Source organism: Mycobacterium sp. OAS707, from assembly GCF_014873705.1.
Classification (GTDB): domain Bacteria; phylum Actinomycetota; class Actinomycetes; order Mycobacteriales; family Mycobacteriaceae; genus Mycobacterium.
On record NZ_JADBDS010000003.1, the window covers coordinates 1,275,478 to 1,288,472 of the forward strand.

General features: G+C 65.6%; 10 protein-coding genes and 1 pseudogene. 10 read left to right on the top strand and 1 reads right to left on the bottom strand.

Features of this window, described 5'->3' with window-relative positions; translation table 11 throughout:
• Position 1 precedes the first annotated feature (1 nt).
• The 10 genes and pseudogenes from GGC64_RS24480 to GGC64_RS24525 all read left to right on the top strand — a co-directional run bounded on the left by GGC64_RS24480 (position 2) and on the right by GGC64_RS24525 (position 11,926).
• The gene (locus tag GGC64_RS24480; RefSeq protein WP_192725071.1) at positions 2-1,579 is read left to right on the top strand and encodes an MlaD family protein; all 1,578 of its coding nucleotides are present in this window, start codon (positions 2-4) and stop codon (positions 1,577-1,579) included.
• Entirely contained in the window at positions 1,549-2,211 is a 663-nt protein-coding gene (locus GGC64_RS24485; RefSeq protein WP_192725072.1) for a hypothetical protein, read from the top strand. Before GGC64_RS24480 ends, GGC64_RS24485 begins: the two co-directional genes overlap by 31 nt.
• Positions 2,208-3,185 (top strand): RDD family protein, encoded by a 978-nt coding sequence (locus tag GGC64_RS24490; RefSeq protein WP_192725073.1) that lies wholly within the window; start codon positions 2,208-2,210, stop codon positions 3,183-3,185. The genes GGC64_RS24485 and GGC64_RS24490 overlap by 4 nt, the downstream gene beginning before the upstream one ends.
• Positions 3,182-3,733, top strand: coding sequence for a mammalian cell entry protein (locus GGC64_RS24495; RefSeq protein ID WP_192725074.1), 552 nt, complete (start codon positions 3,182-3,184; stop codon positions 3,731-3,733). The genes GGC64_RS24490 and GGC64_RS24495 overlap by 4 nt, the downstream gene beginning before the upstream one ends.
• A complete protein-coding gene (locus GGC64_RS24500) occupies positions 3,700-4,578 on the top strand; it encodes a mammalian cell entry protein (protein ID WP_370582285.1) in 879 nt (292 codons plus the stop codon). Before GGC64_RS24495 ends, GGC64_RS24500 begins: the two co-directional genes overlap by 34 nt.
• A 6-nt stretch (positions 4,579-4,584) precedes the next feature.
• A pseudogene (locus GGC64_RS24505) lies at positions 4,585-5,276 on the top strand (YoaK family protein).
• Positions 5,277-5,285: 9 nt separating this feature from the next.
• Positions 5,286-6,116, top strand: coding sequence for an SDR family oxidoreductase (locus GGC64_RS24510; protein ID WP_192725076.1), 831 nt, complete (start codon positions 5,286-5,288; stop codon positions 6,114-6,116).
• A complete protein-coding gene (locus tag GGC64_RS24515) occupies positions 6,116-6,895 on the top strand; it encodes a fructosamine kinase family protein (RefSeq protein ID WP_192725077.1) in 780 nt (259 codons plus the stop codon). The genes GGC64_RS24510 and GGC64_RS24515 overlap by 1 nt, the downstream gene beginning before the upstream one ends.
• A gap of 388 nt (positions 6,896-7,283) precedes the next feature.
• Complete coding sequence (locus GGC64_RS24520) at positions 7,284-9,587, top strand: ATPase (protein ID WP_192725078.1); 2,304 nt, start codon at positions 7,284-7,286, stop codon at positions 9,585-9,587.
• A gap of 26 nt (positions 9,588-9,613) precedes the next feature.
• Positions 9,614-11,926 carry a PE-PPE domain-containing protein gene (locus tag GGC64_RS24525; RefSeq protein WP_192725079.1) on the top strand — a complete coding sequence of 771 codons (2,313 nt, stop codon included), beginning with the start codon at positions 9,614-9,616 and terminating at the stop codon, positions 11,924-11,926.
• On the opposite strand, the gene GGC64_RS24530 is transcribed toward GGC64_RS24525, so the two are convergent.
• Positions 11,923-12,984, bottom strand: coding sequence for a phosphodiester glycosidase family protein (locus tag GGC64_RS24530; protein ID WP_192725275.1), 1,062 nt, complete (start codon positions 12,982-12,984; stop codon positions 11,923-11,925). The two genes, GGC64_RS24525 and GGC64_RS24530, sit on opposite strands and share 4 nt — an antisense overlap.
• Between the last annotated feature and the right edge of the window lie 11 nt (positions 12,985-12,995).

The window sequence follows — 12,995 nt, forward strand, 5'->3', positions numbered from 1 at the left end:
AGTGCTGACCCGTTTCATCAAGATCCAGCTGGTGCTGTTCACGATCCTGACGATCATCGCGATCGTGGTGTTGGGCTGGTACTACCTGCGGGTGCCCAGCCTGGCCGGGATCGGGCAGTACAAGCTCTATGCCGACCTGCCCCGGTCCGGCGGCCTCTACGGGACCGCCAACGTGACGTATCGGGGCACCCAGATCGGCAAAGTCACCGCGGTGGATCCCACCGAGCACGGTGCGAGAGCCGAGATGAGCATCGACAGCCGGTTCAAGATTCCTGCGGACGCGACCGCCAACGTGCACTCGGTATCGGCGATCGGTGAGCAGTACCTGGACATCGTCTCCACAGGCAACCCGGGTCGTTTCCTGTCCGACGGTCAGACCGTCGGCTCGCTCAACGACAACACGGTGCCCAGCGAGGTCGGTCCGGCGCTGGACGCCGCCAACCGCGGGCTGGCCGTGCTGCCCAAGGAGAAGATCGACTCGCTGCTCACCGAAACCTCGAAAGCGGTCGGCGGATTGGGCCCGGCTTTGCAGCGGCTGGTCGATTCCACCACCAACATCGCGCAAGGTTTCAAGGACAACCTGCCCGAGTTGAACGACATCATCGAGCACTCAACGCCGATCCTGCAGAGCCAAGCCGACTCCGGCGACAACATCGAGCAATGGGCGCGCAACCTCAACATCATCGCGGCCCAATCAGCCGAGCAGGACGCTGCCCTGCGTAGCGGTCTTCAGCAGGCCGCACCGACGTTGGACCAGGTGGCGACCGTGTTCAGCGATGTTCGCGACGCGCTGCCGCAGACACTGGCAAATCTGTCCGTCGTCTTCGACATGCTCAAGCGCTATCACAAGGGTCTCGAGCAGACGTTGGTGATCCTGCCGCAGGGTGCCGCGGTCGCGCAGGCAGGAACGCTGTTCGACAACGTCGGTCAGCTGCCCTTGGCCCTTGGCATCAACCAGCCTCCGCCGTGCTTGACCGGGTTCCTGCCCGCCTCGCAGTGGCGGTCACCTGCCGACACCAGCATGGCGCCGCTGCCGTCGGGCACCTACTGCAAAATTCCGAAAGACTACCAGGGCAACGTCGTTCGCGGCGCCCGCAACTATCCGTGTGCGGATGTGCCCGGCAAGCGCGCCGCGACGCCGAGGGAGTGTCACAGTAACGAGCCGTACGTGCCGTTGGGTACCAACCCCTGGTACGGCGACCCGAACCAGATTCTGTCCTGCCCCGCCCCCGCGGCCCGCTGTGATCAGGGCGTGAATCCGGGGCGCGGAGTCATACCTGCGCCATCGGTCAACAACGGGCTCAACCCGCTGCCGGCCGACCAATTGCCGCCCCCGGCGCGGGCGTCCGCACCGACCAGCGACCCGTTGTCGCCGCCGGGGCAGGGTAGCGTCCAGTGCAGCGGGCAGCAGCCCAACCCGTGTACGTACACTCCCGCACAGGGGCCACCGGGTTCGACGGCTATCTACAGCCCGTCGAGCGGTGAGGTGGTCGGGCCTGACGGCGTCAAGTACAACGTCAGCAATTCGAAGAACCCAGGAGACGACGGATGGAAGGAGATGCTGGCACCCGCCAGCTGAACCCCACCGATGCTGATGAAACGCCCGATGAGTCGTTAGCAGTATCCACAGCAGAATCGACAGACTCCCCTGACGCCGAGGAATCGGTCGAGGGACTCGACGGCGTCGACGATGGCCCTGCCGATCGCCGGCCCTCACGGCTCGGCATCGGCTCGGTGGTCGCCATCTGCGCGCTTCTTGTCCTGCTGGCAGGCGGCGCGGCCGCAGGCGGATACCTGGCTTTGCGGTCTCACCACGAAAGTGAGGCCATTGCCCGCACCGAGGCTGCCGCCCTGGCCGCGGCCAGGGACTGTGTGACGGCTACGCAGGCGCCGGACACCGCGGCGATGCTGGCCAGCCAGTCCAAGATCATCGAATGCTCTACGGGTGCGTTCGGCTTGCAGGCCCCGCTGTACAGCAGTGTGCTGGCCGAGGCATATCAAGCCGCGAATGTGCAAGTGAGGGTGTCGGATCTGCGTGCCGCGGTGGAACGGCACAACGACGACGGCTCCATCGATGTGCTGGTGGCGTTGCGAACGAAGATCACCAACTCACAGTCCGCGGATCAGGAGCAAGGATATCGGCTGCGGGTGCAGATGGCGCCTGCCGACGGCACGTACAAGATCGCCGACATAAAGCAGGTCGCCTCGTGACCGCAACCCTCGACGCGGCGCCACAGGCGCCCGTTGAGCCGGCTGCGGCAGGTCCTGCGTCGTGGGCGGCGCGTGCCGGTGCCTTCCTGGTGGACGTGTTCGTCGGGTTGGCCGTGATCGCCACCGCGGCGCTGCTCTGGAAAACGGCGCAGCCGCAGGACTGGACGTGGTGGGTGTTCGCGGTCGTCATCGGCTTGACGATCGTGTTGATGGCCGTCAACCGGCTGCTGCTGCCGACGATCACAGGATGGTCGCTGGGCCGTGCGTTGGTCGGCATCGCGGTGCGCAAGCGCGACGGCTCGGCCGTCGGTGTCGCGAGGCTGGTCGGGCGCGACCTGGCTCACCTGCTCGATACCGCTGCGTTGTGCATCGGCTGGGTGTGGCCGCTGTGGGATCGTCGTCGGCGAACATTCGCCGACCTGTTGCTGCGCACCGAGGTGCACAAGGTCGAGCCGCCGCACCGCGACATGCGCCGCCCGGTGGCCGCAGTGCTCATCGCCGCGGCGGCCCTGTGTACGGCGGGGGTCGGCCTGAGCTATCTGACGGTGTACGGGCCTGAGCGCGCAGTGGATTCGGCCCGCCAGCAGATCGCCGATCAAGGGCCACGGATCGTCGAACAACTGCTGAGTTACAACGTCGACACGTTGCAGCAAGACTTCTCCCACGCGCAGTCGCTGACGACGGATGCCTACCGGCCGCAGCTGATCGCGCAGCAGCAGGCGGTACTGAAGGCGGGTGCCACCAAGAACCAGTACTTCGCGGTGAGCAGCGCGGTGCTACGGACACCGCAGGAAACCGCGGACCACATGTCGATGCTCTTGGCCATGCAGGGACAGCGCGGCGCCAACGCGAGCGACTTCAAGTTCATCACCGCCACGGTTCGCGCTGATTTCGACAAGTCGCGCGACGGGCAGTGGCGCGTAGCGAATCTCATCGTGCTGAAGAAGCCTCAGCTGAGTCAGGCAGGCCAATGAGCCCGCGTCGCAGGCTCGACGCGGGCGAGCAGAACTTCTTCGAAGTGGTGCCCAAGCCGCCCCGGCGCTGGGGCCTGCCGGTTATCACGATCGTGGCGGCTTTGGTGATGGCTGCGGCGATCGGCGCCGGCACGCTGATGTTGATTCAGCATGTGAAAGACGACCGGGCGGCGACCAAAGAGGCTGACGCCTTGGGCTACGTGCGCCAATTCATGACCGAATACACGACACTGGATCCATTTCACGCCAACGCCTATGCCGACCGGGTCTTGGCGCAGGGCACCGGCGATTTCGCGAAGATGTTCAAGGACAAGCAGAACGAGATCCTGCTTCAGGTCGCTCGCGCCGAGCCGACCACCGGAAGCGTCGTCGAAGCCGGCCTGCAGCGCTGGCGCGACGACGGCAGCGCCGACGTGTTGGTGGCGACGAAGATCACGACGAAGTCACCCGACGGGAAGCAGACAGTCGAAAGCGGAAGCCGTTGGGTCGCAACGGCCGTCAAGGAAGGACAGCAGTGGAAGATCAGCAACCTGATCCAGGTGATCTGACCAGTGCTGAATCCTCGGATCAGTCCGCGGACCCAGTGAAGACACCGACCGGCAAGGCTGCCCGCCATCGTCATCGGATGCCGCGGCGGCAGCAGCTGGCCGCGAGTCGCGAGGACGGCGACCAGACGACCGTCGACGAACCGCAGCCCGCACCTGAAGTCGTCGAAGAACCTGCAGCCATACCGAGGCGGAAGGGTCTGTTCCGGCGCAAGCCGAAAGCTGCTGAAGCGCAGCCTGTTTCAGCGGCGCTGACGGACGAGGCCGACGAATCGCAGACGGATTCCGGTGACGAGGCCCCGCAGGAAGACGTGATCCTGGTGCCCCACCGGCCCGCGGGCAAGCGGCTGACCGCAGCGGCAGTAGCCGCGAGCGTTCTCTTCGTCGCAGCCGCCGGTTTCGCCGGCGCGATGGTGCAGCCGTATCTGGCTGACCGGGCACTGGTGAACACCAAGCTGGACATCGCAAGGACTGCCGCGAACGCGATCACCACGCTGTGGACCTACACCCCTGACAACATGGACACCTTGCCGGACCGGGCTGCCGGTTATCTGGGCGGTGACTTCGCAACCGAGTACCGCAAATACATCGACGCGATCGTCGCCACCAACAAGCAGGCGCAGGTCACCAACACCACAGAGGTGATGGGTACGGCCGTCGAGAGCGTGAACGCCCGGGAGGCCACCGCGCTGGTGTACACGAATTCGGTTGCCACCAGCCCAGGTTCGAAGAACATCCCGTCACTGCGTTACCTGTCCTACCGGTTGACGCTGCAACATCATGATGCGAAGTGGTTGATCACGCGGATGTCGACGGTGACATCTTTCGATCTGACGCCACAGCTCTAGCCGGCCATGCCGGTCGTCTCCCCCGTCTCTGAGCGGACGACGCTCGCGTGTCTGCTTCTGCTGACGTTCTCGACGGGCATCGTCGATGCGATCAGCGTGCTCGTGCTCGGCACGTCTTCGTCGCGAACATGACCGGCAACGTGATCTTCCTCGGCTTCTGGTTCGCACCACACACCGTTGTCGACATGACCGCAGCGCTGGTCGCGTTCGTCAGCTTTGTGGCAGGCGCGGTACTCGGCGGCCGGCTGTCGCGTCACCTCGGCGGCAACGTCCGCCGCTGGCTCACCGCCTCGCTGGGCTTCGAAGTCGTCATGCTCGCCACGCTGGCGATCCTCTCTGGCCTTGGTGTGCTCGACTACCACGACAACACCAAGCTGATCCTGATCGCCGGGTTGGCGTTGACGTTCGGCAGCCAAGCCGCGACCGCCCGACAGTTCGGCATCCAGGAGATGTCGACAACGGTGCTGACGACGACGATCGTCGGCATCGGGTTCGACAGCCGTGTCGCAGGCGGTACCGGTCACCGCGAGAAGCTGCGCTACAGCGTGGTGGTGACGATGTGCGCAGGAGCGTTGGTCGGTGCGACGCTGACGCGCTGGTTCGTCGCGCCGGTGATCGGGCTGTCCGCGATCGTGGTGGCTGTTGCGGCGGCGGTCTTCCGATTCGGTCCGCAAAGAGCCGAGGAGCGCGCGGGCTAGTCTCGGCTCATGCCCTCAGTACTCGTCACCGGTGCCAGCCGCGGAATCGGCAAGTCGATAGTCCAGCATCTGGCGGCGCGCGGCTGGGACGTCATCGCCGGGGTGCGGAACGACGCCGACGGCGCCACGGTCACCGCGCTCGACCCACAGCGCATCTCATCGGTCATCCTCGACGTCACCGACGCAGGCCACATCGCCGGCCTCGACACGTCGCTGCCAGAGCGGCTGGACGCGGTGGTCAACAACGCGGGCATCGTGGTGAGCGGACCGATGGAGGCCGTCACGCCAGACGACTGGCGAAAGCAGTTGGAGATCAACGTGATCGGGCAGCTCGCCGTCACTCAGGCGGCACTTCCGCGGCTGCGCGCATCGCGTGGGCGGGTGGTGTTCATCTCCAGTGTCAACGGCCGCCTGTCGATGCCGCTCGTCGGGGCGTACTGCGCAAGCAAGTTCGCACTGGAGGCGGCCGCCGATGCCCTGCGAATGGAGCTGCGGCCGTGGGGAATCGGCGTTGCGCTCGTCGAGCCCGCGCAGACCGACACCGACATGTGGCGCACCGCCGATGACATGGTGCACCAGACCGAAGCCGCGTTGAAACCGGAGCACCGGGCGTTGTATGCCAAGCACATCGCGGGATTCAAGAAAACGATTCCGATATCCCAGAAACTCGCCGTGCCTGCCGACAAGGTGTCTGCCGTCGTCGAACAGGCATTGACGGCGCGCAGACCGCGCGCCCGTTACGTCGTTGGCACGGGCAACAAGCTGCAGGTCGCTCTCATGACGAAACTGCCTGCAGCCGCGCGTGACGTCGTACTGCGACGCGTAGCAGGCCAGCCGTAGTGTTCGTCAAGCGCAGCAGCGACGCACCTGCAGGCTTCTTTGCCTGCGAAGCCGCTGGACTGCAATGGCTTTCGAATGCCGATGGCGGTGTGCCATGCGCAAAAGTGCTCGCGCACGACGAAACAAGTTTGACGTTGGAGCGGCTGGAAGCTGCGGCGCCGACTCGCCCTGCGGCGCACGAGTTCGGCCGCAGACTCGCCCGCACTCACGACGCCGGGGCCGACGCGTTCGGCGCCCCACCGTGTGGCTGGGCCGGTCCGGGGTACTTCGGACCGCTGCAGCAGCCGCTGTCGATGTCGTATTCGGCGGCCGATAGGTGGGGCAGGTTCTATGCCAACGAGCGCCTGGCACCGATGACCGAGCGAGCGGCGGGGCAGCTCGATGCGCCGACACGCAACGCCATCGACGCCGTGATGGCGTGCTGCGATGACGGCGAATTCGACGACGACGATCCGCCCGCCCGGCTGCACGGCGATCTGTGGAGCGGCAACGTGATGTGGACCCCCAGCGGTGCGGTGCTGATCGACCCGGCGGCCCACGGTGGGCATCGCGAGACTGACCTCGCGATGCTGGCGCTGTTTGGTTGCCCCCACCTCGACGCGGTGATCGAGGGCTACCAGGCCCAGCGACCGCTGCGCGAGGGCTGGCGCGACCGAGTGGGGCTGCATCAGCTCTACCCGTTGCTTGCTCACGTGGTGCTGTTCGGCGGCGGCTACGCGAGACAGACGGCGAAGGCCGCAGCGAGTGCACTGCGCGCTGGCAAACAACGATATGCGTAGGCCAACTGCCTCGCGCAACTGAGAACTCTGTCCCGAAACTGGGACTATTGGCCCATCGCCGCAGGTGGAGCCCGCTACGGATTCCGCAGTCCCGAACCAGGCCGGGCGGCCGGAGCAATCGCATCCCAGCAACCATCACGCCGGTCTAGCAACTTTTTCCGTTGTTAACATTCGCGGTTGCGGTAAACGAACCGGCCAGTAACAAAGTTGCCCGCTGGCCAGCGAATATGATAGCGACAGTTATTGACTGAGACGTCAGTGCAAATTTGCGGCGCAGTTCCGCGTGACGCTCGTGAAGATTCTGCAGCAATTTAGGTCCACGAGCGATCTGCGATGTTACGGTGCCCTTAGAAAAACCTGAGAGTGACGAATGAAGGGCGGTTCGAGGATGTCGGGCAAGCATCGCAAGTCCGAGAGTCGCACCAAGAAAATCGCGGTCGTTTCGGTCGCGACCGCCACCGCAACCGCCCTCACAGTCGGCGCGGCACCGCCTCCACCGAAGCCGGCGCCCGAACCCGTCATCGTCCACAAAGATGTCGACCTGGCCGCGGCGTTCCGGCCGTTCACCGATCCCGGTCAGATTCCGGACCTGACGTTCGGCCTGGGAACCGCGGCGTACGACTTTTCCCAGACCGCTGCCGATCTACTGCTGCGGGCCATCGTCGACCATGTCAACCTGAGCGCCCTGGCGAAGGCGGCCGGCTTGGATCTGCCCAGCCTGCTTCAGGAGATACCGACGTCGTTGTTGTCCGGCGTGCTCGGTGCGATCCCAATCAACCTCACCGGTGTGCTGGGCGACGCGCTCGGTCCGGTGACCGGGTCGCTGTTGATCCAGGCGCTCGATCTGATCGGCGTCACCGACAACGGCAACACCACCCTGATCAAACTGCTTGATCTGCTCGGACTCGACCTCAGCGACCCCCTCAACCTGGCCAACCTCGATCTGCCCGGTGTCAAGCTCATCACCGCCGGGCCGCCGTTCACGCTGCTCAAGCTGCTTGGCCTCGACTTGGGATGGGTTCCGGGACTGCCGAATTCGGTGGCGAGCGCCATCAACAACACGACCTACCTCGACGTCGGCCTCAAGGGTCTGCTCAACACCGTGATCGGCAAGCTCGAGCCCAATGTCCCCGTCCTCGATCCGGTACTGACCGGCTTGAAGGTGCTCGTCAACACCCTGCCGGTCGACGTCGACGTCGCCCAGGTCCGCATTCCGGTCGTGGTCGGATTCGGCCTCGGGGCGTTCGCAGCGGGCGCCGCGTACGACAAGGTGCTCGCCGACTTGCCGAATCAGCCCGGCGGAGTGAATTACGCCGGCACCGATCCGCTGCTGGGTAGCTTCACCGTGCTGCCAATGGTGTTGCTGCGCAACCCCGGTCGCGCAAACGGTGGGTTGTTCGCCCGGATGTTCCCGCTGGCCGGCTTGTTCGGCATCGATACCGTGACACCCGAGACCGAGGTGACGCACAGCGGCGGTATCCCGATCCTCAACACCGGGCTCGCGCTCGGCGGCGCCAACCTGGTGCCCATCAAGATCGATGGCACGGTCCAGTACGACATCCTCTCCGACTTCGCGGCATGGCCCAACCCGTTCTCGATCGCGAACTCTCTGATGGGGGCGGTCCTGCCGACCTACCTGCTGCGGGGGATCGACACGTCGAACCTGACTCCCCAACTGCTGGAACAGATTCAGGCCGCACTGCAGCGGACGACCGATCTCAACGAACCCCTTTCGTTGAACCTGTACCTGACGTTGGCGACGAACAGCCTGCCCCTGCTCGAGCCGCTGTACCTCGCCGCCGATGTGATGAACCTGGCGACTTTCGGCGCACTGCCGAATCCGTTCGAACGGCTGGCGAACGCACTTGCACCCGCGCTGACCAGCCTGACCAATCTCGGCTACACCGACGTGGTGCGCAATCCGGACGGCACCTACACCAGGACGCTCGACGAGGCTGGCGTGCCAACGCCGTTCCTGTCGTTCCCGGATGTCAACTGGGGCTTGGTGCCCGGCGACATCATCACCTCGTTGGTCAAGGGCTTCCAGAAGGAGTTCCTCAGCGGCAACCCGACGCCGGGCACGCCCAACGCGATCACCGGGCTACTCAAGCTGCTCACCGGCGTCCTCGACCCGCTCGGCGGCCTCGGCGACATACTGGGCGGCCTGAACCTGACTCAGCTTGTGAGCCAACAAGTTTCGCCGGTCGCGGCCAACGCGTTGCCCTCGGCGGACGCGAAGATGGTCACCCTGTCGGCCAACCCGGATGCCGATGTGTCGACCGGCAAGCATGCCGCGGCGGCCGATGCCGCCGCTCCAGAGGACACGGGGACGACGCCGAAGCACGCCGCCGACGAAACCGAAACCGCAACCGACGAGACGACTCCGACAACAACCGATCCGGACGAGTCGACGACGTCGCCGAAGCCGCCGAGCACGACGACGCCTAAGCCGACGTCACCCAGGAACCCGGTCGGCGACGTTGTTGGCGGAGCCGGTCACGTGGTCGCCGGTGCCGTTGGTGGCGTGACGCACGAAGTCGCAACCGGTGTCGCGGGTGTCCTGAAGAGCCTGGCGCCGAAGAAGACCACCACTTCGACCACTTCGACGAACACCAAGTCGGATACCGAAAAGGACTCCACGGGCGGCGGCGCCGGCGGAGCGTCGAGCACTGCCTCCAAACCCGCCGCCTGACCCGTAATGGAACAAGGGGGTCGACGATGTCACGCAAGCACCGCAGGTCCGGGAGTCAGCTGACAAAGGTCGCGGTCGTCACCGTGGCCACCGCTACGGCCAGTGCGCTGACCATCGGTGCCGCCCCGCCCCCGCCCAAGCCGGCGCCCGCGCCGGTGGTCGTCAACTCCGACGTCGACCTGGCAGCGGCGTTCCGGCCTTTCACGGATCCCAATCAGATTCCGGATCTGACCGGCGGCCTGGGCACCGCGGGCTACGACTTCGCGCAGCAGGTCGGCGACATGCTGCTGCGCGCGCTCGTGGGACACCTCAACCTTGCCGCGTTGGCCAAGTCTGCTGGCCTTGATCTTCCGAGCCTGCTGATGAAGATCCCGCCGTCGCTATTGGAGGGTGTGCTCGGCGCGATTCCGATCAACCTCGGTGGCGTGCTGTTGGACAGTGCGGGCCCGATCCTGACTCCTGTTCTGCTGTCGGCTCTTTCGACGCTCGGTATCACCGACGCCAGCGGCAACACGACGCTGATCAATCTGCTCGGACTGCTCGGCCTTGATCTCAGCGACCCGCTCAACCTGTCGAATCTGAACCTTCCCGGCGTCAAGTTGATCACCACCGGTCCCCCCTTCACGTTGTTGAAGATGCTGGGACTGGACCTGGGCTGGGTTCCAGGATTTCCGAATTCGGTTGCCAACGCGATCAACAGCACGACCTATCTGGACATCGGGCTCAAGGGTTTGGTCAGCACACTGATCGACCGTCTCGAAGGCAACGTCGACCTACCGCTCGGCAACATCATCGCCAACCCGCTGGGGTTGCCGATCGGGCTTCCTGTCGACCTGCCCGTGAACGTCCCAGTGGGGGACCTGCTTTCGGCGCTGAAGCACATCGTCAACAACCTGCCCGTCGACATCGACGCGGCCAAGGTGCGCGTGCCGATCGTGGTCGGGTTCGGGCTCGGCGCGTTCGCGGCGGGCTCCGCCTATCAGCAGGTTGTCGATCAGCTGCCCTACCAACCGGGCGGCGCGAAATCGCCGACGAAGGCCACCGACCCGCTGCTGGGCAGCTTCACGGTGTTGCCAATGATCCTGTTGCGCAACCCCGGTCGCGCCAACGGCGGTCTGTTCGCCCGCTTCTTCCCGATCGCGGGGTTGTTCGGGATCGACACCGTCACACCGGACACCGAGGTGCAAAGCAGCGGTGGCATCCCGATTCTGAACACCGGGCTGTCGCTTGGCGGTGCGAACCTGATCCCGGTCAAGGTGGACGCGACGGTCGAGTACGACATCATGTCCGACTTCGCGGCGTGGCCCAACCCCTTCTCGATGGCGAACTCGGTGATGGGCGCGATGCTGCCCACCTACCTGCTGCGTGGCATCGACACGTCGAACGTGTCGCCCCAGCTGTTGGCTCAGATTCAGGCAGCCCTGGGACGCACCCTCGACCTCAACGACCCGCTGGCACTCAACCTCTATCTCACGCTTCCGACGAACAGCCTGCCGCTACTCGAACCGCTTTACCTCGGAGCGGATTTGACCAACCTGATGACTCTTGGCGCGTTCGGCAACATGAACCCGTTCGGCATGTTCGCCAACGCGCTGGCCCCGGCGATGACCAGCCTGGTCAATCTCGGCTACACCGACGTCGTCCGAAACCCGGACGGCACCTACACCAGGACGCTCGACGAAGCAGGCGTGCCAACGCCGTTCATGTCGTTCCCCGACATCAATTGGGGACGGGTACCCGGTGACGTCATCCACTCATTGGTCAACGGATTCCAGAAGGAGTTCTTCAGCGGACATCCGACGCCGGGAACACCGAACGCGATCACCGGACTGCTCAAGCTGCTGACCGGAGTGCTCGGCCCACTCGGCGGCCTCGGTGACCTCCTCAATGGCCTGCCCGGCCTGATATCGCAACAGGTTGCGCCGGTCGCCGCCAATGCACTGCCCTCGGCTGACGCCAACACGGTCACGCTCTCGACAACGGCGCCGCAGGCGCCAGCGGCCGCGCCACCCGCGACCGAGGCAGCAGACGAGACTGCCGCCGAAGAACCAGAAGAAGAAACGACAACGAAGTCGACGACCACAACAAAGACTCCGTCCGCCGGTTCAACGACGTCGACCGGGACGGTGAAGCCGGCAGGCCCGTCCGCGTCGCCAAAGCCGAGCAACCCGGTCGGCAGCGTCGTCGGCGGCGTGACGAACACCGTCGGCGGTGTCACCGGCGGGGTGGCAGGCACGGTCGGTGGCGTCACCGGCGGTGTCGCAGGAACCGTCGGCGGCGTCACGGGTGGCTTGACCGGCGCCCTCGGCGGGCTGACGAAGAAGGTGACCGGCGGCTAGTTGAACGCCAACCAGCTGGGCAGTGCGCGTTCGCGAGAGTCACACAACACCTGGCGGGTGTCACAATTGCCGTCGGGCACACCGGCTCCGGCCCACATGCCGCCGGTGTCGCGGCGCAGCACGATCGCCGAGGAGCCGCCGCCGTCGAGCAGGATCGCGGAGTCGCTGCCGAGCCCGCGAAACAGATCCTGGATCTGGTCCGGTGTGTAGCTGCCGCCCTGGAAGACGTACATCTCGTCCTTGCTCTTCGAGTACGCCAGTGCGGTGCGGGCCGCGCTGGGGCCGCCGTCGTTGAGCTGTCCGGTGTCACCGGGTGTCAGCAGCCCGATGCCGCTCACCGCGACGAACCGTGTGCCCTTGTCGACCAGACCTTGGATGGTCGGCGTGGCTGCGTCGTAATCCTGTGGGCCACTGGGTGATACGACATAGGGTGCGCCGCTGACGGGCAGGATCATCGTCGACAGCGCGCTCCAGCTTTCCCCACCGCCCGACAGTCCTTGTTTACCGGCGTAGGCGATGGTGCCCGTCACCGCCGTGTTGGCGCGGCCCTGCCCGTGAGTGTTGTCGACGTAGGCGCCCAACGGAGAACTGCATCCGGTGGACTTCCACGAACCGCCCTTCTGGCCGCGCACGTCGAAAAAGTTCGCGTTGATCGCGATCGTCGGCTGACCGAGCGCTTGCCAGGCCTGCAGCGGCGTGTACACCTCGGAGGCCTGCCAGAGGCCTTCGCCCGTGCGCGCCCGCGGATCGCGTTCGCAGCGGGCTTGATAGCCGGAATGCGAATCGACGAGCAGGCGCGGCGCCAGCCGTTGTGCGGCGGACTTGATGATCATCAGGTGGCCGCCGTTGCTCATCTCGTACCAGTTGCCTGCGGCATTGAGCATCGGGGCGGGTGCACCGCCGCCGAAGTTGTAGACCAGGTAGGAGCCTCGGGTGTTGGCGATCGCACCCGCAAGCAACTCGCGGCCGTCAGCGGCGTGGGCGAGCGGGGTGGCCGTCGTCGCCAGGGCGGCGCACACCGACAGCGTCGCGGCGCACGCCGCGAATCGCCGCCGCATTGCGCGTGAAA

Excerpts from the sequence above, each read along its gene's own strand:
- GGC64_RS24485 (WP_192725072.1), top strand. The coding sequence starts at position 1,549 with ATGGAAGGAGATGCTGGCACCCGCCAGCTGAACCCCACCGATGCTGAT.
- GGC64_RS24495 (WP_192725074.1), top strand. The coding sequence starts at position 3,182 with ATGAGCCCGCGTCGCAGGCTCGACGCGGGCGAGCAGAACTTCTTCGAA.
- GGC64_RS24510 (WP_192725076.1), top strand. The coding sequence starts at position 5,286 with ATGCCCTCAGTACTCGTCACCGGTGCCAGCCGCGGAATCGGCAAGTCG.
- GGC64_RS24520 (WP_192725078.1), top strand. The coding sequence starts at position 7,284 with ATGTCGGGCAAGCATCGCAAGTCCGAGAGTCGCACCAAGAAAATCGCG.
- GGC64_RS24525 (WP_192725079.1), top strand. The coding sequence starts at position 9,614 with ATGTCACGCAAGCACCGCAGGTCCGGGAGTCAGCTGACAAAGGTCGCG.
- GGC64_RS24530 (WP_192725275.1), bottom strand. The coding sequence starts at position 12,984 with ATGCGGCGGCGATTCGCGGCGTGCGCCGCGACGCTGTCGGTGTGCGCC.